At 60.4% G+C, this 21,650-nt stretch carries 20 protein-coding genes; 15 read left to right on the forward strand and 5 right to left on the reverse strand.

Annotated elements, in window-relative coordinates:
• The first annotated feature begins 6 nt into the window (after positions 1-6).
• Positions 7-531, forward strand: a complete 525-nt coding sequence (locus J2X15_RS08190; protein ID WP_310341350.1) for a hypothetical protein — start codon at positions 7-9, stop codon at positions 529-531.
• 18 nt (positions 532-549) lie between these two features.
• Here J2X15_RS08190 and J2X15_RS08195 read toward each other — a convergent pair whose 3' ends face one another.
• Positions 550-909, reverse strand: coding sequence for a DUF1304 domain-containing protein (locus J2X15_RS08195; protein WP_310341353.1), 360 nt, complete (start codon positions 907-909; stop codon positions 550-552).
• An 86-nt stretch (positions 910-995) separates the two neighbouring features.
• Here J2X15_RS08195 and J2X15_RS08200 point away from each other — a divergent pair, with 86 nt between their 5' ends.
• A complete protein-coding gene (locus tag J2X15_RS08200; protein ID WP_310341355.1) occupies positions 996-1,619 on the forward strand; it encodes a TetR/AcrR family transcriptional regulator in 624 nt (207 codons plus the stop codon).
• 12 nt (positions 1,620-1,631) lie between these two features.
• Complete coding sequence (locus J2X15_RS08205) at positions 1,632-2,234, forward strand: hypothetical protein (protein ID WP_310341356.1); 603 nt, start codon at positions 1,632-1,634, stop codon at positions 2,232-2,234.
• Here the strand turns inward: J2X15_RS08205 and J2X15_RS08210 are convergent.
• Positions 2,219-2,635, reverse strand: a complete 417-nt coding sequence (locus tag J2X15_RS08210) for a DUF2809 domain-containing protein (protein WP_310341359.1) — start codon at positions 2,633-2,635, stop codon at positions 2,219-2,221. The two genes, J2X15_RS08205 and J2X15_RS08210, sit on opposite strands and share 16 nt — an antisense overlap.
• Positions 2,632-4,056 (reverse strand): cell envelope integrity protein CreD, encoded by a 1,425-nt coding sequence (creD, locus tag J2X15_RS08215; protein ID WP_310341360.1) that lies wholly within the window; start codon positions 4,054-4,056, stop codon positions 2,632-2,634. Before creD ends, J2X15_RS08210 begins: the two co-directional genes overlap by 4 nt.
• Before the next feature lie 253 nt (positions 4,057-4,309).
• Between creD and J2X15_RS08220 the strand changes: the two genes are divergently transcribed.
• From J2X15_RS08220 to J2X15_RS08260, 9 genes are all read left to right on the forward strand, one after another.
• A complete protein-coding gene (locus tag J2X15_RS08220) occupies positions 4,310-4,633 on the forward strand; it encodes a hypothetical protein (RefSeq protein ID WP_310341361.1) in 324 nt (107 codons plus the stop codon).
• A complete protein-coding gene (locus tag J2X15_RS08225; RefSeq protein ID WP_310341362.1) occupies positions 4,620-5,492 on the forward strand; it encodes a hypothetical protein in 873 nt (290 codons plus the stop codon). The genes J2X15_RS08220 and J2X15_RS08225 overlap by 14 nt, the downstream gene beginning before the upstream one ends.
• Positions 5,493-5,529: 37 nt before the next feature.
• Complete coding sequence (locus J2X15_RS08230; RefSeq protein ID WP_310341365.1) at positions 5,530-6,306, forward strand: hypothetical protein; 777 nt, start codon at positions 5,530-5,532, stop codon at positions 6,304-6,306.
• A 376-nt stretch (positions 6,307-6,682) separates the two neighbouring features.
• Positions 6,683-8,323 (forward strand): tetratricopeptide repeat protein, encoded by a 1,641-nt coding sequence (locus J2X15_RS08235; RefSeq protein ID WP_310341367.1) that lies wholly within the window; start codon positions 6,683-6,685, stop codon positions 8,321-8,323.
• The gene (locus J2X15_RS08240; protein ID WP_310341370.1) at positions 8,313-8,792 is read left to right on the forward strand and encodes a hypothetical protein; all 480 of its coding nucleotides are present in this window, start codon (positions 8,313-8,315) and stop codon (positions 8,790-8,792) included. Before J2X15_RS08235 ends, J2X15_RS08240 begins: the two co-directional genes overlap by 11 nt.
• A 49-nt stretch (positions 8,793-8,841) precedes the next feature.
• Positions 8,842-9,561, forward strand: coding sequence for a hypothetical protein (locus tag J2X15_RS08245; RefSeq protein WP_310341371.1), 720 nt, complete (start codon positions 8,842-8,844; stop codon positions 9,559-9,561).
• Between the two features lie 15 nt (positions 9,562-9,576).
• Positions 9,577-10,584, forward strand: coding sequence for a DUF2157 domain-containing protein (locus tag J2X15_RS08250; protein WP_310341374.1), 1,008 nt, complete (start codon positions 9,577-9,579; stop codon positions 10,582-10,584).
• Positions 10,581-12,089, forward strand: a complete 1,509-nt coding sequence (locus J2X15_RS08255; RefSeq protein WP_310341375.1) for a GDYXXLXY domain-containing protein — start codon at positions 10,581-10,583, stop codon at positions 12,087-12,089. Before J2X15_RS08250 ends, J2X15_RS08255 begins: the two co-directional genes overlap by 4 nt.
• A gap of 61 nt (positions 12,090-12,150) precedes the next feature.
• Positions 12,151-12,618, forward strand: a complete 468-nt coding sequence (locus tag J2X15_RS08260) for a hypothetical protein (protein WP_310341377.1) — start codon at positions 12,151-12,153, stop codon at positions 12,616-12,618.
• On the opposite strand, the gene J2X15_RS08265 is transcribed toward J2X15_RS08260, so the two are convergent.
• Together J2X15_RS08265 and J2X15_RS08270 are read right to left on the reverse strand one after the other, a co-directional pair.
• Positions 12,615-13,322 (reverse strand): hypothetical protein, encoded by a 708-nt coding sequence (locus tag J2X15_RS08265; protein ID WP_310341379.1) that lies wholly within the window; start codon positions 13,320-13,322, stop codon positions 12,615-12,617. The genes J2X15_RS08260 and J2X15_RS08265 overlap by 4 nt on opposite strands.
• Positions 13,319-19,327, reverse strand: coding sequence for an alpha-2-macroglobulin family protein (locus J2X15_RS08270; protein ID WP_310341382.1), 6,009 nt, complete (start codon positions 19,325-19,327; stop codon positions 13,319-13,321). Before J2X15_RS08270 ends, J2X15_RS08265 begins: the two co-directional genes overlap by 4 nt.
• A gap of 144 nt (positions 19,328-19,471) precedes the next feature.
• Between J2X15_RS08270 and J2X15_RS08275 the strand changes: the two genes are divergently transcribed.
• From J2X15_RS08275 to J2X15_RS08285, 3 genes are read left to right on the forward strand one after another with little or no spacing between them, the layout of a single operon-like run.
• Positions 19,472-20,401: a DUF3034 family protein gene (locus tag J2X15_RS08275; RefSeq protein WP_310341385.1), complete on the forward strand. Its 930-nt coding sequence runs from the start codon at positions 19,472-19,474 to the stop codon at positions 20,399-20,401.
• Positions 20,402-20,425: 24 nt separating this feature from the next.
• Positions 20,426-20,872, forward strand: a complete 447-nt coding sequence (locus J2X15_RS08280) for a group I truncated hemoglobin (protein WP_310341386.1) — start codon at positions 20,426-20,428, stop codon at positions 20,870-20,872.
• 8 nt (positions 20,873-20,880) lie between these two features.
• On the forward strand, positions 20,881-21,540 hold the full coding sequence (locus J2X15_RS08285) for a cupredoxin domain-containing protein (protein WP_310341388.1): 660 nt from the start codon (positions 20,881-20,883) through the stop codon (positions 21,538-21,540).
• Positions 21,541-21,650 lie beyond the last annotated feature (110 nt).

A 21,650-nucleotide genomic window follows, 5' to 3' on the forward strand; every position in this document is an offset into this window, starting at 1 on the left:
TTATTTATGAATCGCTACCTTATTGCGCTTTGTCTCGGTTCCGCTTTGGCCCTTGGCGGTTGCTCGAGCTATTCGCCATCGGTTCCCGAGAACTATGCGGGGCCCAGGGCACAGCTGGTCGACTCGGCAAAAACCTACAGCACCTCGAAGGCGGATTTTTTTGTTGCGGAGCGTGTAGATGACGCGCGCATCGTGGATAGTTTGTTGGAGACCAGAGTGGTCAATCGCGGGCGTGGCATGTCGATGGCTCCGAAGATTCTGGAGCGACCGTTGGTTGCTGAGCGCCCCGTCAAGATTCATGTCAAGGCAAGGACCGAATACGCGGCACCTATTCAGGCATTGACCAGTACGGTTTTTCAGGTGACGGGTGTTATCGAATTCACGCCAAAGGCGAATGCCCGTTATGCCGTGAATGGCGAACTGGGCGACAGTTATTCCGCTGTATGGATCGAGGACATTGACAGCAAGGTAACCATGGGCAACAAGATCGAAGCCCAAGGCTCTGCGAAGCTAGGAATACTCGAGAAATAGTACGGCTGAGGCAGTTCTCTAGAGCAGAAAGAGCGCAGTCAACCCCAACACCGCAGGCACAGTCTGGATGTACAAAATACGCACCATCACCGTCGCCGCACCCCAAATACCTGCCACCGCCACACAGGCCAGGCCGTACGTGGCAAATGCTTTGGCAATGGATGGATCGGGCACGACCAGCGCCAGCAGCAGAGCCACCGCCAGAAAGCCGTTGTAGCAACCCTGGTTGGACATGGCCACGGCGCGGGACTCCACCTCGGCCTGTGGAATGCCAAACACCTTGGCGCCGCGTTTCTTGAACAGTACAGTTTCCAGCAAGAAGATGTACACGTGGATCAGGCAGACCAGGGCGATGAAGATTTGGGCGACGATGTGCATGGAAGAGTCTCGGGTTGATGAAGTGAAGCGGAGAATACATAATCGCGTTATGTTTGTAAAGAAACCTGTTGTCACCCACGTTACCCATGGCTGAAACCCCCATCAAACGCGACGGCCGCAAAGAAAACGCCAGCGCCACGCAGACCGCGCTGCAGCGTGTCGCGCTGCGCTGGTTTAGCGAACAGGGCTATGAGAAGGCGCCCGTGGGCAGCATCTGCGCCGATGCTGGCGTAACCGTGGGCGCGCTGTACCACCACTACGGCGACAAAAAAGGTTTGTTTGCTGCCGTGGTTGAGCAGGTAGACGCACAGTTGGTGCAGGCGGCAGTAGCTGCAAGTCAAGGCATCGTCGACAGCGGTGGTGGCGTATGGGATGCGTTTTTGGCGTCCGTCGACACCGTGCTGCAAGCGGGAGCCAATGCGCCGCTACGCCGCCTCATGCTGGTGGAGGCGCCTGCGGTGCTGGGCGCGCAGGTGTGGGGCGAGATTCGGCAGCGGCAAGGCCTGGGCGCCATGCGCGCCCAGATTGACGCGCTGCAAGCGCATGGTATTTTTCGGGGGCATGATGCGGAGAGGCTTGCGCGCATCATCCTGGGGGCGCTGTATGGCGCAATGGATTCAATGCCCGCCGATGACAACAAAGGGCTTACGGCGCTGGATGATGCCAAGCGGTGTTTGGTCGCGATGCTGGAAGGGCTGTTGCGGGGGTAGGGGCAGGGCGTAATGATGATCTATTTAAAAACACAAAAATTAATAGCTGCAATGCTGCTGTATGCCGCAAGCCCTGTGTGGGCTTTGGAGCTTCAGCATCAACGTTTTAGCGATGATGAAATTTTCTCGGCCGTCGTCAACAAGTTTAAAAAAACGCTTCTGCATCGGTTTAATTCTGCTGCTACGGGCGAACGAAAACCTCTGTTGGTGCTAGGCTCAAAACTGACATTCAGTACGAAAATAAAATCCCCATCATTTGTCCACCTGACGCAGCAAGAGCTAGTTGCGCAACAACAGGCTGTTTTTATATTGATAACAAATACGGGCCTGGATGCTGAGCGAAACGCACTTTATGTTGAATACGACATACCGAGCAACGCGTCTTTTGGTGTGTTAAGGGTTTATCCCGAAAACGGCGTGCTGGTGGCTGAAAGTAAGGATAGTTATCGATCGTCCTCGGGTGCCAGAGCCACCTACGGTAAGTTGTACGACGGTGTGGCTTGTCGGGACAACACAGAAATGGCCTATCGCTGGAATTACTACGAAGACAACGGCTTGAGTGGGCGTTGCCTTGATACGATGTTTACAGAATTTATGGACTATTCCAGCCGCTGAAATACTGGCCAGCGAAAAGCAAGCCTGAGCAGATCCAGCGCGCGGCACACCAGCCAGCCGCACCCATAGGCCACCAGGTCCCACACGTCGAAGGTGGTGCCCAGCGCGATGCGCAGAATGCGGTGCAGTGCTGTCTGGTCGTGTAGGCCGAGCACGTCGACCATGCCCAGGCCTTGCAGGCCCTCAATGGCACAGGCGAACAACAGCGCCCACAGCGCGAGCCGCGCGGCTGGCTGCGCCACGCAGGTCCGCAGCAAGGCGTACACCAGCACCACGACAAGCACATCGCCACCAAAGCCGCGCAATACACCCTGTGGTGCATAGCGGGCGATGGCCACTTCGACGGCCAGCAGCGCCAGGGCGGCGAGCAGCCAGTGGGGGCGGAAAGTGAAGCTATTCATGGCGCTTCAGGCTGGGCGGCAGAGGTGGAGATGGGTGGGCTTTGCAGCCGGCTGTACCAGTCGACCTTGCGCGTCAGCATCATCACCGCGGCCAGCACGCTGAACAGGGCCAACGCACCCACCACCAGCGCTGTCTGCTCCAGCTGCAGCAGCATGTAGAGCAGGCCGTACAAGGCGGCGATGCCCGCGCCGAACGGCAATCCGCGCTTCCAACTGTGCAGCATGTGGCTGGCGTAGTAACTGAGTAGCAGCACACAGGCGCTGGCGGCAATCGCGTAGGCGAGGTGGAAGGCGATGTGTTCTGAAAGGCTCACCAGCAGCAGGAAGAAGATGCTGATCGCCGCGCCCACCAGAAAGTACTGGACGGGATGGACTCGCAATCCGCGCATGAACTCGAACAAACCCACCGCCACAAAGGTCAGCACGATGAACAGCAGGCCGTATTTGGTGGCCCGGTCGGACAGCGAATAGGTGTTGATCGGGTCGATAAAGCTCAGCCCCAGGGTCTCCACGCAGTCGGTGCTGCCGGCCACTGCAGCGGTGGCCGTGACCGCATCGCGGGGGCTGTCATGGATGGAACTGCCCATGCTGTTGCCATTGCACAGTGCACCTTGGCTCAGCACCGATTGTTGCGCGTTGCTGGCCAATGCGGAGATACGCCAGGTGGCCTCAAACCCTTTTTCGCTGACGTTGCGCTCTGAGGGCAAGAACTGGCCGGTGAAGCTGGGATGAGGCCAGTTGGACGTCAGATTGACCTGGGTGGCGTTGCCCACGGGCACGAAGTTCAGGCTTTCGGTGCCGAGCAGCTCTAGTTCCACCTCGGCCACCAGCGGGGCGTTGACTTGGATGTTGTTGGGCAGGCTGGCCTGGATTCCGCGTGGGTAGGTCGGGTGCGGCGTGCCGGCCTGCACTTCCTGCACTGCACCGTTGATCTTGACCTCGGCCTGGCGGATGCCGCGTGCGTCGGACACTGCCAGCATCAGCACCGGGGCGTCGCATTGCACTTTGGAGCCGGTGTTTTGCCGGCCCATAGCCACCGCCTTCAAGTTAGGCCATTGTGCGGTGATGTGTGATTTGTAGGTGTAGACCTGGGTAGCGTGCAGGCCTCGTGCGCGGGCTTCCACCTGGCTGCTGCCGCTTGCTGCGAGGCTGCTGGGCGCCGCCACCAGGGTGAATTCGCGCCGCTGCTGCACCGGGCGTTTTTCGTTGTCGGATGCGTTCCATTCCTCGGTGCACCGCACGTGTACCAGTGGCCCCAGCAGCGTTTGGCTGCCAGCCAGGCTGCTGGCCACACTGTCTACCGCGCTCTGGTGTCGCCCTTGGCGCTCTTGGACCAGACTGGTGATCTGATCCAGGCCCAGCAGCAGCAAGATCGCCACCAACAGCAGCCCGGCAAACTTGCCAAAAATCATCGCCTTCATTGTTCGCTCCTTGTAGAAGACTGCGAGTCTAGGGGCCGACGATGAAGTGAAAGTGAAGTCTGTGAAGTGAGCGTGAAGTGGCGGCGCAGCTGGATGCTGAGGCAGGGGGTGCATGGTACATTCGCGCCTCCTATCGACTTCCGCTGAGATCGAACGTCAAAAGCCACGCATGCGAAACACACGTCTCATCGTAGTCCTGTCATTGCTGTTGAGCACGCTGCTCATCGTAGGCGCATTGGTATGCGCACCCACAATGAAGTTTCGTTATCTTTCCGGTATGGAGCGCTTGTTGGGAGTGCCCATATTCGTCTTGATCAGTTGGCCATGGGTGGTCGCTTTTTTTCTGGCAAACAAACCACGCGCCTGGCTTGGCGCAAAGGTCTTCGCATGTGCCGCAGTCGTAGGTGCGGCACTGGTTTTCATGCCGATTGCAACCGCTTCGGAAGAGGGGGTTGATGACTTTGTGCGTGTCTATTTGCTGGGCGTATGGATAGTGGGCCCCTTGCTGCTCATGATTCGCGACCGCAAGCCCCATCCCTCCAACGCTCCTTTGTGTGAATCCAATGAAGTTATTTAGCAAGTTCGTAATTCATTGCGCGTTGATCGCGGCCAGTCTGTTGTTGGCGGGGTGTGAGAAATCCGACATTCGATATTCCGAAACCCTGGATCGCAATGACCTGATGGTTCTGCCGTTCCCCAGCTGGACGCCGACGGGTGACGCCAAAGTTCAACCCGTGGACTTGTCGGCCACCACCGATACGCCCGTTGAAGTGGGCGTGGCCGGGACGCCGGCAGAAATCTCTCCTCTGTATGTGGTGAGGCTGGACGACACACATGCCGCCCTGGTGACCCAAGTTCTACCCGTCGATGAGAACAATCGTCCATACGACGGTCATGCGTCCTCCGGCATGATTGGTGCCTACTTCTTTGAGCAGAGTGCCGCAGGGTGGAGGATGGTGACCCGACAGGATTCTGTGGCAACCAGCGGCGTAGAAGGCAACATTGGCAGGACCAGCATTGTCAAATTGGAGGAGGGGCACTTTGCCGTCACTGCCGAATGGGGAAGTTGCTGGCAAGGCTATTGCGGCAGGTGGTTGGTGGTCGTCGGTCTACAAGGCGATCTAGCGACCTTGCTGAATCCAGGCATTGCTTTGTCGGTAGACAACGATGGTGCCCATGGCGCCTGTAGCGCCTTGGACCATTCTGCACATGCAAAGGAAGATGCAACGGACGGAAGCGGGGAGTGTCTGGATATTCAAAGCGAGTGGAAGTTCCAGGGCAACCATCTGCAGGTGTTGTACAACGGCAGACTGAGCCAATTGGGGACCAACGGTGAATTGCTGCCCACGAAGAAGATTCGAGAACGAACGATTTACGTAGCCACACCGGGTCAGCTCACGCTGATCAGCGGGAGTGTTCCCATTCCTGAGTTTTGACCCATCCTTTCATACATCCGCCTTCGGAGCCGAACCCATGGTATTGACGTCTGCAGGCCAGGTATTCCTTGTTACCAGCGCTCTGTTCCTCGGTGCTGCGTATTGGTTGGGGCGACGCGTGTCGCAGCGCTCACAACCCGGCAAGGGAACCAGCACGCTGGTGGTCATCATCCTCTTTACGTTGATTGCCTTGTTCGTCCCCTTTACCTACTGGACAGGTCAAGCGCTATACGCCCTGGCCACCAAGCCCAGCTATAGCGCGACAGTTGTGGGCTACACCTCCGAGTTGCGCGACTACGAAGAAAAAGATTCCCGAGACCGGACTGTGAGGGGCCAGCGCCTGATGCATACCGCCCAGGTGCGGTTTATCGGGCCGGACGGCGTGCCGCTGGAATTGTCCAGCACAGTGGCATCGACCGAGATTCCCATGGAGGGGGCCAAGCTCACGGTGGTGTACGCCCCAGGGGACCACGCGGCCACAGAGCTCAGTCCCCGCACCGTGGGGCTGTGGTTGGGGGCGAGCGTCATGCTGTTTATCCTGGGCTACTGTTTGTGGGCCACGGTCTGGTACGCACTGGGCCGCCCGATGGAGGGAGTGCAAGCCTTCGGCATGACGTTTCTGTTTCGCGTCTTCTTGCCCGGCGTCAGCTTGCTGATGGCGCTGGCCCTGGGCTATGTGGCGCTCAAGTACTTCGCATTGGGCAACCCGGATGGCTACCCGCTCTGGGTCGCCTGTCTATGCACCTTGTTTACTTTGGCGCTGCTGCCCCTGTTGGTGACGCTGTTCACCCGAGACAAAAGTGAGCGTGGGTAAGCTCATCAAAAACAGGGACGCTGACTTTACGCGGAGCCTCACGAAAACTTACACCACAGACATGCAGTGCAAACCTTTCAAGCTATTGGCAAATGTGTTGGCAGGGTGGTTGCTGACTGTTGGTATTGCCCTCAGCCAAACGCTGGGCTTGGCGTATACCAGCGCAGAGGCCCAGTCGTATGGCAACGTGCCTGTATCAGAGCTGGTGTATGCCCGCTTTGGCAAAAGCCAGGACCCACGGATCCGCGAACAAGTGGCGCAGGGCATGCTGAACAAGGCCAACGCGCTATCGCAAAGCGGCGAGGCCGCAGAGTCCGCCGCCACCTACGACCTGGTGTACGAACGGTTTGGCCAAGACCCTGCCCCCAATGTACTGGTGCAAGTGCTCAAAGCGCTGATCAACAAAGGCTACGACCTGGGCCAGCAGAAGCAACTGGAAGCTGAGCGCGCGGTATATGCGCTGATTGATCGCGAATACGGTCAACGCCAGGAGCTAGTGCTCAAAGAAAAGCTGGCAGATGCGCTATTTAACACAGGCATCAATTGGCAAAAGGCCGGAGACGCTGAGGCCGCTATTGCGGCCTACAAACGCATTGACGCCCGCTTTGGTACGGAGACTGAACCCACCCTGCAAGCCAGCGTCGCGGTGGCCTTGGTCAATGCCGCTGTGCAGCTCTCGCATACCGATGTGCGAGCCGCCGTTGCCCTGTGCGACCAAATAAAAGAGCGTTATGGGCGAGCGTCGTCGCCACAGATACGCCAACGGGTCGCGCAGGCGCAGGTGAACAAGGCCATCGGTCTGCAAAGATTGGGCGAAACGGCGCAGGCCTTGTACACCTACGATGGGGTCGTTCAGCGGTACGCGGCTGACAAGGCCGCGCCTGTGTTGGTACAACTGGGGCGGGCCTGGTATGGCAAGGCCATTAGCTTGGCAGCACTGGGACAAACTGCGAAGGCCATGGCGCTCTACGACACGGTCTACACCCGCTATGGAACCAGCACGCACGTACCGCTGCGTTTGGTAGCAATGCAATCGCTGTTTAACAAAGGCGCGGCACTCGCCGACCAAGGCCAACTGAAGGAAGCTGTTGCTAGCTACGCGCTACTCAGCAATGCGCTAGACCGTCGGGGTGATAGTGCGGTGCAGGAAGTCGTGCTGCAAGGCACGGTGAACATGGGAGCCACACTGCACAAATTGCAACGCTACAGGCAAGCCATTGAGGCGTATGACCGGGTGGTACGGACCTACCAGGTTGACTTGTCAAACGAAAGGCGTGAACAGGTTGCATTTGCTTTTTTTAACCGCGCTGTCAGCCTGAAAGCTCTTTCCGACACGCGCAGCGTACGGGTGAATTACGACCGGGTTGTAGAAATGTTTAGTGAAGACCCGAGCCCGATACTGCGCGAGTATGTGGCCGCCAGGCTCTATAACGCAGCGCAACAGCTGACCGTTAAAGAAGAGTATGCCGATGCTGGGATTTTGTACCAATTGATTCATGCTAATTTTTCGAAAGACACAGCGCCCGGTGTGCGCAAAGTGCTGGCCCTAAGCCTGAGCAATTTGGCGCTGGGCTTCGGCATGACCGACAAGCTGCAAGAAGAACGGCGAGTAAACGATTTGCTGGCAGAGCATTTTGCCCAAGACGATGACTCCGAAATTAGCACCCTGGTAGCGCGGGCGTTGAGCAACGCCTCAGATACACGGGTGGTGGAATCAAAGCGGCTGCTGTTAAATGCCCAGAGTCCAACACTGCTGCTGGCACGCGCGGTGGCCGACTTGCAAAAGGCCGCACTCATTTGCGCGCAAGAAGAATGCGCTGCAGTACTCGCCAATTTGGGCTACGCCCAGTTCTTGAATGGTGATGTGACTGTGGCGGAGTTGACCATTCGTGAGGCAATCCAACAAGGTGGAGCCCCTGTGCTGGAAAACTTGCACAAAGATGCCGCATTGCACCGCGTCGAGCCCACGGATACGCGGTTCGAAAAAATGCTCAAGTCGTGTTGTGATGCACGATGAACATGGCAACCGCGCTTTGCGGGCGCGGATCAAGGCGTCTCTTCTCGGCGGAGTGGCAGCAGCACTTGCGGCACCGGTGTTCTGGTTCATGGCCGAACTGGTCGCACCGAGTGGCTTCTGGATCCATCCCGTCGATGTGCTCTTTGCAAGTCCCGCAATCTGGCTGTTTGCGGGCTTCATCGCGGTCCCCACCAGTCTCTGTCTGGGGCCCGTACTATTTGCGTTCACCTGCCGCCTACCGAGGCCACAACAGTCGGCGTCCATCCTGGGGGCGCTTGTTGGTGCCGCAATCATGTACATCTTGCCGGCTGTTGTCGGCAGTGCAGACCGCCCCTTCTCGCCAGAACTCAGCGTTTTTGGCGCCCTAACCGGAGCATTCGGCGCAGGGGTTGCCGCGCACTTTCTGAGGCGTCGTGAAGTGCTGGGACGCAACGAGAGTGCTGCCGGGACTTCCAGAATAACCAAGTAACGGACCATAAGGTCAAATAACATCAAATATTGATTTTCTAGGGAGCTTTATGCATTTGGTTGGTACTTTGTTGGTCTTCATCTTCGCAACGTCTTCGGTGTTTTCGGCCGATTTGTTCAAGGATGGCAAGCCCGTGCCAATGAAAAAGGGGAGTGAAATTGCGGCTTCGACAACGATCAGCGGCTATCCGATGTACTTGGACACAGGCGCATGGCGGTTGGTGAAGATCGAAACCAGCATGTCGGACACACTGGGGGCTGCAGAGTCCCTCCACCATGGGGAGGTGACCCTGCTGCAGGTAGATGCCACAGGTACAGCTGTTGCTTCCATGGCGGTCCTGGTCAACCTGACCTCTACGGGGGACAACCTTTACATGGGAGGCTCGCCGTGTGCGGGCACGCATATCGTGTCGGTCAACAAAGGTGCGAGCCTGTATGACAACTGTTTGACCATTGATGCGAACGCTTCTGACCCTTCAAAAAGTGAAGGAACGAACTTCGCCATCCGTATTACGCAAAGTCGCAGTGGTGGGCGCTTGTATAACCTAGACCTTCGGGTGCTCGCCAGTGTGTTGGGGGTTAGGGGGACTTATCTCGCGGACTGGCAGGCGGACGCCATTCAGGCGTCTGCGGAAAAGAAAGCATTCGTTGAGCGCCTGAAGAAGTGGGCAGTGTCATTGCAGGACGCCAGTAGCCGCGCGGTGGAATTCAGCAAGCCTGCGGACGCATTCGCGGCCGTTCCGTCTTACCGCACGCTGGTGCAACAATGAATGGACCTCTGCGTCATGAACCGACATTCGCTTGACACTTTCTGCCAGCAGCAGCAACTTGACGCGGAGGGTGTGGGGCTAGTACTCAGCCTCAGCGGAAGTCGCCCCGACGCCCCAGAGTGGCGGCGCTTTTTAGCGCAATTGCTGCGCGGTGCCGGCCTGGGGGCACTCGGTGCAGGTGTGCTGTTTTTTGTGGCTGCGAACTGGCAAGACTATGGCGTGCTGGGCCGCTTTGTGCTGCTGCAGTCAGGTCTGCTCTTTGGGGTTGTTGTGGCGCTATGGCGGGCACCACCCCAGCGGCTAGGTCAAGCAGGGCTTCTATTGGCCACACTGCTGACCGGTGCCGTGTTGGCGCTTTTTGGTCAGTCCTACCAAACGGGTGCCGACGTGCACGAACTTTTTTTCACCTGGGCGGCATTGAGTTTGCCGTTTGCACTGGCAGGCAGATCGGGTGCGCTGTGGGCACTGTGGTGGTGTGTGCTGAACGTGGGCCTGGCCCTGCTCTGTGGCTGGTTGGGCAGTGGCCATGTGTTTTGGCGTCTGCTCGATGGCTGGGGCATCGGCCACGCCGACTTGTTGATGCTGCCCTGTTTGATCAACTTCGCCGCCGCAGCGGTGTTCAGCGCTGTGGCCAACACACGCTTCGTGGCAGCCGCGCCCCAGTGGCTGGTCCGCCTGCTCTCAAGTTTCGGCATGGCCTATGGAACGGCCGCGTGTATAGATGCGCTCAGCCGCAGCGGCAATCCAGGTACCCCCGTGATGCTGGTTTTTTTGCTGATCTGCGCGGCCATTGCCGTACTGACCTGGAGGCGGCGCCGTGACGTGTTCAACATCGCCTTGATCGCAGCCAGTTGGATCGCCATCTCGACCACCTGGCTCATCAAGACCATTCAGTTCCACGATGTCAGCGCCTTCTTCATGGTGGCGTTCTGGCTCATCGGTACGTCCACAGCGGCTGGCATGCTGTTGATGCACTGGGTGCGGGCGTGGCAAGTCGCGGCAAAGCGGGAGGTTCACGCATGAAGGCCCTGAATCCACAAGAGCTGCTGAGTGCGTTGCAAACACGCGGCCTCGCCCCCGCTGACGCAACGCTGGCCTTCAATGAGGCTGGCACACCACGCCCCTGGTACATCAGCCTTCTACTTGGTGCCAGCGGCTGGCTTGCAGGGGCCTTCTTGCTGGTTTTCGTAGCGCTGGTGTTTAGTCCCGACTCGGCGGGCGCGGAGGCTATCAGTGCTCTGGTGCTGCTGGCCTCTGCCTGGGGTTTGTTCAAGGTGGATCGCGAGGGTACCTTTACCTCACAACTGGCGCTCGCACTGTCTGTCGCTGGGCAGTGCTTGATGCTGTTTGTGCTCAATGAAGACAACCAAAGCATCGCCGTCATTGCTGGTACCGCCGTCGCGCTGCAAACGGTGATGGTGCTGCTGATGCCCAACCCGCTGCACCGCAGCATGTCAACGCTGTTTGCCATGATCGCCTGGGCCATGATGCTGCGCTTTGGCTTGTTCGGCGAACCCAAGTGGAACAGTTCGAGTTACGTGAGCCCCTCGCGTGGCTATGCCTTACTCGGCTGGGCCCTGGCGTGGGGGCCAATGCTGGTGGCCTTATGGTGGCTGCTCCGCACCGAGGCGCAATGGGTGGCGCGCGGCTGGGCAGCGATGACACGCCCGGTGCTGCAGGGCCTGATCATTGGCCTGGCATTTGGCACGATTGCGTCGCAGCCCTTTGAGAATCTTGTCTGGTGGGGGCATGGTGCAGAAGTGCAACTCAACGGACTGGCCTTATGGCCTATGCTGTCCGCCGGCGCAGCGTTGGGCGCCGTGGCAGCGGCCTTTACCCTGCGAAGCCGTGCGCTGATGGGCGCCTGCATCCTTGCGGTGCTGCTGCACATTTCTCACTTTTACTACGCGCTTGGAACGAGCTTGTTGCTCAAGTCCCTGCTGATGATCGCGATGGGGGTGGCACTGTTGCTGGCCTCACGTGCAGTCACCAAAGGCCACACCGGAAACGAAGCCATGAACAAACACTTTACGGTTGCGCGCCTATTGATACTGTTCGGTGCATTGCTGGTATTGGGCGCGGTGAACTATGCCATTTACGGCAAAGAACGCATCAAGAGTGACGGCGAAATCGTCTACCTGCAGCTCGTCCCGGTAGACCCCCGCTCGTTGATGCAAGGGGACTATATGGCCTTGCGTTTTGCGCTGGTACAAGAGCTGGAGATGTCACTTGCTCCCAGCGCCAGCAACCCCGCACAGTCGCCACGCGAAGGTGAGGTGCGCTGGGTCAGCGTAGCACTGGCATCCGACCACGTGGCCACCCTTAGCGCTGCCGAACCGGCGCCCCCACTCAAGCTGCGCTACCGCATTCGCAACGGCCAAGTCTGGCTGGGCACCAACGCTTTTTTCTTTCAGGAGGGTGATGCCGAACGCTTCAGCAGCGCCCGCTACGGAGAGTTTCGGGTCGACCGCAGTAGCGGCGAGGCGGTCTTGGTGGGCTTGCGTGATGATGCCTTGACGGCGCTTTGAGGTGCCCCACTGCGCTTGTATATAGCCCACTGCTTGAAGGCCTGCTAAATAAGGACGCCCTATGACAGCACAAACCACACTCCAGCTCGGCACAGACAGCAGCACCGTGCTCTGCACCGAAGACGGCCGTGTAGTCCTCCAGCAAGACCTGCCGCTGGGCACCGCATCACTGGCGCGTCAATGGATGCGCCACACACCGCCCACCCCACTCGACATTGAACACGCCATCGAGAAGACCGAAGATGTAGTGATGCCCCTGGCCTCCAAGCTGGTGCGTACGAATCTGTTGCAGTTGCGTGGGTCAGGCGCTGCATTGATTCTGCAAGGTGTGGGTGCAGCGCCGGATGCCGTATTGCGATGGAATTTGGACGAAGTGGAAGACCTGTTCAACCGAATCGCCATGGTGAGCCAAGGGCGACCCAGCGGGCATGAGGCCTTGCCTACGGTGCCGGAGTTTTATGCGGCGATGGTGATCGTGCGGGAGAGCTTGCACCACCTGCGGTTTGGTGAGGTGGTGTTACAGACCTAGCGCCCAGATGCACCACACAATTTAAGATTGGTGCGCGTTGCTTTTGCAATGGGAAGGATCAACTCGGCTTCAAAAGGGGGATAGCTTTCAGGAAGTTCGGACTCTGTGATTGAAGCGATATTTGTCAACGGTTGGAGTGTTTGCAGGCAGGCAGCTTTGTCCCCGGTTTTGTATTGGGCCAACGCCATATCGTTGCGGACCCAATCTAAATCTGACCAGTGCAGTATGCGTTCGCATCGCGATAGAAGTTTTGACAACGTTCTTTTGGCTGTGCCGTAGTCCTTTCGGTCATATTGCGTTTTGAATTCTTGACGCACTTTGGATACTGCGTCTGGCGTGCAATTGGGTAATGAGTAAAAAAGACCGCCGTCAAATGATGCTCGGTAGCCGCAAAAGGAGCTGCAGCCAAGTTCTTCTTTTGTAACGTAACGATTTTGAGCAGAGACAAGGATGTTCGCACCTTGCAAAGTGAAGCTCAAATAGCAGGCGCTGTCTTCCACTTGAATTGGTTCATCGGAAATTTTTCCAGTGAAGTTGCAGGTGTGAGCATTGGTACCAAGGGTGTCAATAGAGAAAGTTTGGTTCGTCTTGACCTTCAAGGTTCCTTCACCTTGCTCCAACAGGTATGTCCCTGCTGGAACTGGCGGAGCGGCTTGGGCCGCAATCGCCAGTGCTGTAAACCCGGCTGCAAAGAATTGCCTCACTTCGCCGCTTCCACCTTAACCTTCACATTCGGCGCCTCCCCAAACATCTCCGGCGCATACATCGCCTCCACGCGTGACGGTGGCAGCGAGAACTCGCCGACGTTGTTCAGGCGGATGGTGTATTCCATCTTCACCACGCCCTTGGGCAGGTACTCGTAGTAGCTGCGGAAGGACTCGAAGCTGCGCTCCTCGAACGCGGCCCAGCCGTAGCCTTCCTTCTTCTCGCCCTGCGTAGCGATCTCGCTGTCGCGGCCCAGGCCGCTGCCCAGGATGGTGGCGCCGCCAGGCACGGGGTCGGTGATGGCGACCCAGGTCATGTCGGCGCTGGCGTTTACTTCGATGCTGATGCGCAGCACGTCACCGCGCGTGTAGCTGCCAGCGGGCAGGTTCTTGTTGGCCTGCTCCACAGGCGTCACCGTCTTCTTGATTTGGTAACCCGCGAAGAAGGGTGCCTTCAGCTGCACCGCAGCCACCGACTGCAGCGTGAGCCAGGGCTTGCCTGCGCCCTGGTGGGTCACGTTCAAGGTGTCCTTGGCCGCAGTATTGCCCCAGGGCAGGAACACGGTGTTGTTCTTCAGGTTGCCCGGGGAGGCCGGCGCGCCAAAGATGCTGGTCTGGTGCGCAGCGCCTGAGGCATCCGTGGCCTTGATGCGTTCCACCTTGCTCCAGTCCACGCTGGCCGAGCCCGTGCTCATGGATGCCTTAGTGCTGCCAGCCACGGGCACCGCTTCAAACTTGGCGCTGAATTTCTCCAGCGCCAGGCCGCCCCACAGGTTGGCCGTGGTGGTGTGCCAGGCGCCGTTTTGCTGGCGGCTGATGAAGCCGTTGGCCAAGCGGCCCATGTCGTCCTTCCAGGCCGGGTCGTCCAGCACGCTGAGGATCAGGCGGGCAGTGTTCACGTCGCCGTTTTGCATCAGCCACCACCAGTAGTCGTCCTTCTCGCTGCTGAAGATCATCTTGGTGCCCTGGTAGCTGATGCGGCTACGCAGGATCTGGTTGGCCTCGGCAATGCGCTTGTCGCGCTCGGGCACATCGTTCACGCGCTTGAGGATGTTGAGCCAGTCAATCACCGCGTGTGTGGGCCACTGGTTGGGCGCAATGGTGATGCTGTTGACCATGCGGCCCTGCGCCTTGCCGTAGCGTGACAGCGCCTCGATGGCGGCCAGCTTGCGCATGTCCAGGTCTTTGCGCGGGCTCCAGAACTCACGTTGGATGCGGCCTTCCACAAAGGCGATGAGGCCGCGCTCCATGGGCGCGCGAATCTCGTCACTCAGTGCAAACGCAGGGTTGATGCTGGAGGCCTCATGCGTGGCGGCCAGTAGGTAGGCGGTCAGCGTGTCGCTGCCGCGGTTGGCCTCGCCATCGCGCGGCGGGAAGTAGTTGGCCAGGCCATCGCTGTCCAGGTAGCTCGGGATTTGCGTGGCCACGGTTTGCCACAGCTTGCCGTCGCGCAGGCCCACGCTCTTGCTGGTCTTTTGCTCCAGGCAGGCAAAGGGGTAGAGCGCAAACCAGTCACGCACACCTGGCAGGCCTTCAGCCAGCTTGGGTTGCAGCGCCATCTTCAGGCCACCGCGGCCGGGCAGGGCGTCAGCGGGGGCGTTCACGTCCATGGTCAGCGGGCCGTCAATCTGCACCAGCGTGGCCTGCTGCACGGTCAGCGGCACGGCGGGCACGATGCGCTGGCGCGCCTTCAGCGCGTCGCGTGCGCCGCTGATAGTGTCCTTGGCCTCAATCTCCCACAGGATGGCTTCGTTGCGCGTGAGCGCCAGTTGCGCAGGCGCTGTCACGTTCCAGGCCACTTCGCGCGCATCACCGGCAGGGATGTCCACCGTTTGCGGCTGCAGATCCAGCAGCGTGGCGCGCGGGGTGACCAGCACCTTCATGGCCTGCTTGGTGGTGTTGCGCAGGGTCAGCTGGGCGCGGTATTGGTCGTCCTCGCGCACCAGCGGCGGCAGGCCGCTGATGATCTGCAAATCTTGCGTGGCGCGGATGCTCGTCGATCCGGTGCCAAACATGCCGGTAAAGGCATCGGCCACCGCCACGATCTTGAAGGTGGTCAGTGCATCGTTCAGCGGTACGGTGACCACGGCCTGGCCATTGGCGTCCAGTTTCACGCTGGGGTTCCACAGCAGCAGGGTCTCCAGCAGCTCACGTGCGCCGCTGTGGCCCCCGCCACCACCGGGTGCCACGGCCTTGCGGCCATAGTGGCGCCGGCCAATGATTTCCATCTGTGCGGTGGACGTTTCCACGCCCCAGCTTCGGCGCTGCAGCATCGCGTCGAGCAGGTTCCAGCTGCTGTTGGGCATCAGCTCCAGCAGGGCCTGGTCCACCGCCGCCAGGGCCACTTCGGCATTGGCAGCGGGTTGGCCATTGGGCAGCTTCACGGTGATGGTGACTTGCGCTTTGCCGCGCACCGCGTAGCTTTCCTTGTCGGCCTTCACGCTCACAGCCAGCTCATGGGCCTTGGTGCCCACGCGGATTTCGGCCACGCCCAAACGGAAGGCGGGCTTGCTCAAATCCACCAGCGCGGTGGGCGCCACGTACTCGCGCCCCTCGTACCAGAAGCTGGTCCACCACTCGCGCGGGGCCTTGTAGCCCCAGGTGAAGAAGCTGTACCAAGGCACCTCGCGCAGGCGGCCGCGCAGTACCAGTGCGCTCACATACACATTGGGGCCCCAGCCATCCTGAATCTTCAGGCTGATGGTCGGGTCTTGCCCGTTGAGCTGCACCACCTCGGTCTGCACAATGCCTTCGCGCTCCACCGCCACCAGCGCGGTGGCAAAGCGGAAGGGCATGCGCACCTGGAACTTAGCGGTCTCGCCGGGTTGGTAGCTTTTCTTCTCGGGCAGCAGGTCGATGCGGTCGGTGTTCTCACCGCCAAACCACAGCTCACCCTGCTTGGTGACATACACGCTGCTGGCCGCCTGGATGGTGTTGCCCGTGCTGTCTTTGGCCGTCACCACCAGTTCTACTTCACCGGCTTCGTTCAGCGCGGTCTCGCACAGCAGCAGGCCGCGCGAATCGCTCTTGCCGCTGCACACGCTGCCCATTTCCTTGGTGCTGGTTTTGTTGTCGTAGGTGTAGAAGCCGCCCACCATGCGCTTGCGCGTGGTGGTGGTGATGCGGGCGGTGGCTTTCACCTCCAGTGCCACGCCTGCCTGCGGCTTGCCGCTCAGGTCCAGCGCCAGGGCCTGAAACTTAATTTTTTGACTGGAAGACACCCAACCTTCGGTCTTGATACCGGCCACCACCGCGGCGGGCCACAGCGTCTGCGTGCTGCGGATGGTTTGTACCTCGCCATTGGGGTCAGAGTAGGTGGCTTCCAGCAGCAGGTCTTGCGGCTGGCGGCTCTTGGGCACCTTGTCGATGGCCACCTTGCCCGCGCCGTTTTTGTCCAGCGTTAGCGCCAGTTTGTCGGCAATCACGCGCGCATCGCTGCCTGCGTTAGCGTCTTCCTCGCCTTCGCCGTTAGACACTTCTCGCGCACCGCGCGGCGCCGAGAAGTTGAACTCGCTGAAGTCTGCAAAGTTGAGCGATTTGGCGCGCACCAGAGCCGACACGCGCACCGGCAGGTTCACCGCGCCGCCGCCCGATACGTAGTTGATCTGCACGTCCACCGGCACCTTGTCCACGTTGACCAGCGCCTTCTTCTCGGCCGGCGTCACACGGCCCTCCAGCACTGGCAGGCGGAACTCTTCCACGCGGAACTGGCCGGTGTAAAAGTCTTGGTCGCGCGTGCCACCAGACAGCTGCACCTGGTACACGCCCAGCTTGGCACCGGGAGGGATGGAGAACGTGTTTTCCGCACTCAGGCCGCCCGTGGCGGTCTTGCGCCACTTCAGGTCCATTTCATACTGCTGGCCGCTGCCCACATGGGTGATCAGCAGGGTGTCGGGCTGTTTGGCCGGCAGGTCAAAGCCCTTGGATGTTTCGGTGCGCAGCAAGTGCTTCATCGACACGGTTTCGCCCACACGCAGCAGCGTGCGGTCAAAGATGGTGTGGGCACGTTCGTCAGGCACCACGTCGCGGCTGGTGGGCAGGTTGAAGCGCCAGGGCTCAATTCCGCGGTTCCAGTCGCTCCAGGTAAAGGCCAGGTCTTGCACCGTGCTCTTGCCGTCACCCGCAGGCTGGGTGGCGCGCGCGCTCACAAAGTAGGCTTGGCTGTAACCTTCTTCGCCGTTGCAGTGCGGGGGCTGGGGCGAGAGCCCCTCAAAATTGGCGATGCCCTGCGCGTTGGTGACACCGGTCGCCATTTCCTTGCCGCGGCAGTCTGACACACGCACGGTGGCACCGGCTACAGGGGTGCCCTTGTCCAGCGACGTGACCCAGGCCAGCGCGTTCTCACGCCCCAGCTTGAAGTGCACGCCCAGGTTGGTCACCAGGGCCGAGGTGCGCACGATCATCGTGCGGCCGTCGCCATGGCGTTCGTCCAGCAGGCTGGTGCCCAGCCTTTGCGAGGCAATCTCCACGACATGGAAGCCGGGGGTAAGTGGAATGCCCACCACCTCAAAGGGGCGCGGGTCGTTGCTCTCGGGCTTGGGCAGGTCCAGTGTTTTGACATTGGCCTGGCCCTTCAGCAGGGACAACATGCGTGTTTGCACGCCATTTTTGTCAGCATCGCTCACGATCTTGGGCAGGGGGCCTTGCACATCCGCCGCAGCCTGCTTGCGCGACACGGTGTAGGCGTCATAGCGCTGCACCTTGCGCCACCAGGCAATGATCTCTGCATCGGTACCAGGCTGGAAGGTACTAACCTTGCCGGCCGGTGCCTTGGGCGCGGCGGCCTTCGCCTGCTCGGCGTTCAGGCCTTTCACATTCAGCGCAGCTTCCACATTGCGCAGCGTGACTGGCAGCAGGGCTATGCCAGTGGGTTCGGCAAAGCGCTCCACGATGCCAAACGGTGACGCCGCAAACTTGGCCAGGGGTGGCATGGAGCCAGTTGCCACCTTCAGCGGGAAGCTGTCCGCATTGCGCAGCACGCGGCCCGACGCGTCCTTGAAATCCTTGGGCAGCTCGATGCTGAACTGGGTTTGTTCGGTCAATGGCGCGGCAAACGAAATACCGTTCACCACGTCATCCCCGTCGCCGCCTTGCTCGGCCAAGTCGGGCTTGATGGTGTCCTTGTTGCTCTTCAGACGGATGCCCTGCAGCAGCTTCACCGGCACAGGCGCGTTGAAGTTCAGCGTCATCGGGCGAATCGGCAGGCAAGCGCTTTGCGCGTTTTCGCGTTCGCAGTTGAAGGTGACGGCAAACGGCTCGCGCACCTGGAAGTTGAAGCGTTTCTCCACGCTGTTGGGCACCCCGGTGGCCGCGCCGCCACGTGCCGGCGTGGTCACGCCCTTGCCAAACACAATTTGCACCTTGGCCGACGACGACAACTTGCGGTTGCACGCCAGCGTGACGATGGACAGGGGATTAGCTTTGGCCTCGTTCTCCATGCCCTGGGCTTGCAGCAGGCCGTCGCGCTCTTTGCCGCTCAGCAGGCGTACTGCCACACGCTCGCCCAGGCCTTCTACTGCGCACCACACATTGGCCTGCACGCTCTCCAGCGTGGCCGCGCCGTTCAGGCGCAGGGTGAAGAACTGCTCTTCGTCAATGCGGCTGCCCGAGTAGGGGCGAATGCTCTGCACAAACGGGCCACCGCTATTGAATTTGTAGCTGGTAGCGCCCGCCAGCTCTGCGCCTTTGGGCGATTTGAAGCCCGCCTTGGCCTGCACCGTGCAGCTGATACCGGGCGGCAGGTCGTTCTCAAAGTCAAACGCCCACGCCCGGTCGTTCACCCAGCGACCCGTGCCCTTGGTCACCTGGGCATCGCTGCAGCTCAGGGTCAGCGGGGCTTCGGCCTTGGGGTCGCCAAAGTTGACGGCACTTTCGTCAAATTTGGCCACCACCTGGCGCACCTGGGCGACTTCGCCCTGGGGGGACAGGCTGGTGATTTGCAGGGCCAGGGCGGCCCAAGAGGATGCGGCCAGGCCGCAGGCGACGATGATTTTTTGGTATTTCACGCGGGCTCCCGAAAAGCAGCATGGAGCGTAGCCGAAAAAAATTGAAACCAATTGAATCCAGACGCTACTTGGCTGCGTACCTGTAACAAGCCGCAACGCATGTGCTGCGCGCCCACCCTTCAACCCTGACCGATTGGACGCCCCATGAACCACCTTCGTACCGCACTGCTGCTCAGTGCCGCCGGCCTGTGCAGCGGCCTGGCGCACGCCGACACCGGTAAACTTTTGCTCACCGGGGGCGTCAGCTCCATCGATGGCGCTGCCGGCGGGGGCCTGACGCCCTGGGCCGTCATTGGGACCAACGCCACCGAAGGCGAAGTGGGCTTCTCCGCCCATGTCAGCCGCGCCGCCACGCAGGACTACAGCCTCAACACCATGGGCGTGGCCGTGGGCTTCAAAGACCGGGTGGAGGTGTCCCTGGCGCGGCAAGACTTGGACGCATCCCCCGCCACCGCGCTCAACGGCCTGGGCTTTAACGTGCAGGCCGGCCAGCACGTGAAGATGGATGTGCTGGGCGTGAAGGTGAAAGTGGCTGGCGACGCCGTGCTCGACAGCGACAGCTGGATGCCGCAGATTGCCGTGGGTGTGGAGCAAAAGTCGGTGGATGCGGGCTCCATTACCCCGGTGCTGGACTTTTTGGGTGCCAAGACCAGCGGCACTGACTTCTACGTCAGCGCCACCAAGCTGTTCTTGGGCCAAAGCCTGCTGGTGAACGGCACGCTGCGCTACACCAATGCCAACCAAAACGGCCTGCTGGGCTTTGGCAGCAAGGCGCCTGGCAAGAACGAAGGCAGCTGGGTGCCCGAGGTGTCGGTGGCCTATCTGCTGAACAAAAACCTGGCGGTGGGCGCCGAATACCGCGTCAAGCCCAACAACCTGGAAGCCCTGGGCCGTGCATCCGGCTTGGCCAGCGGCCTGGCCGAAGACGCCTGGCAAGACCTGTTCGTGGCCTGGGCGCCCAACAAGCATGCCTCCGTCACCCTGGCGTATCTGGACCTGGGCCGCATCTTGCCCGCCATCACGGCCAACCGCAGCCAGACCGGCTTCTACCTGTCCGCCCAGTTCGCGTTCTAAGCATTCACCTTCATAGGAACCGTCATGAAACAACTATTCATCGCCCTGGCCATGGCCACCCTGGGCCTGGCCGCCGTGCCCGCCTTGGCCCAAAGCGCCGCCCCCATGCACAACGACACGCTGTACCAGGCCCTGGGCGCCAAGCCCGGCCTGGAGGCGCTGATGGACGTGTTTGTGCCCGCGCTGAAGGCGGACAGCCGCATTGGCGCGCAGTTCAAGGACACCAATGCCAAGTATTTGCAAGAGCAGCTGGTGGACCAGATCTGCATGGTCAGCGGCGGGCCCTGTGCCTACAAGGGCGCTGACATGAAGGCCGCCCACGCGGGCATGGAAATCAACAAGGCGCAGTTCAATGCGCTGGTGGAAGTGCTGCAAGGCGCCATGGATGCACGTGGCATTCCCTTCACCACGCAAAACCAACTGCTGGCGCGCCTGGCGCCCATGCACCGTGATGTGATCACCGCCAAATGAGCTCGGCCATGCGCAACCGCTTATGGAAAGGGCCTCTGGCCCTGGCCGCGCTGGCGGCATCGGGCCTGGCCACGGCTGGCACGCTGGAGGTGCTGGTGCTGGACCGCGATGGCAAGCCTACGCCCGATGCCGTGGTGGTGGTCGTGCCCAGTGGCAAGGGCCAGCCCAAAACACCGCTGCCCAACAGCGCGGTGGTGAACCAGGAGAAGCAGCAGTTTGTGCCCGCTGTCACCGTGGTGGCCGTGGGCGCCCGGGTGCGCTTCACCAACACCGACCCCTGGAACCACCATGTGCGCCTGGGCACTGCCGGCGCTGCCGCGGGCAATTCCGATGGCCAATCGGCCCTGCTGGAAGGCAAGGCCGAGGGCAAGCCCGCCAGCTCTGCCGTGTTCACCATGGACAAACCTGGTGCAGCGGGCGCGGCCCTGCTGGGCTGCTTTATCCACAGCCGCATGAGTGGCGTGGTGTACGTGGCCGAGTCCCCCTGGACGGTGAAGACCAATGCCGATGGCGTGGCGGTGTTGGAAGATGTGCCAGAGGGCGCAGCAACCCTGAAGGTGTGGCACGCAGCGCAGTTGGTGGAGAAGGCGCCGCAGGTGTTGACCGTAAGCCATGCACCGGCCAAAGTGACGTTTCAGCTGGATGTGGTGCCGCGGCGGCGCAGTTAAGCATCTTGGGCTCAGAGCTGCTTTGCAAAGACGCGGTAAACCCGAGGAAAACCTGCGTAAATGATCTGGCTCAAGTGGGTTCACAGGCGTATAAAAGTACCAGTCGCTCT

Origin of the sequence: Rhodoferax saidenbachensis (genome assembly GCF_031457975.1) — a bacterium.
GTDB lineage: Bacteria > Pseudomonadota > Gammaproteobacteria > Burkholderiales > Burkholderiaceae_C > Allorhodoferax > Allorhodoferax saidenbachensis_A.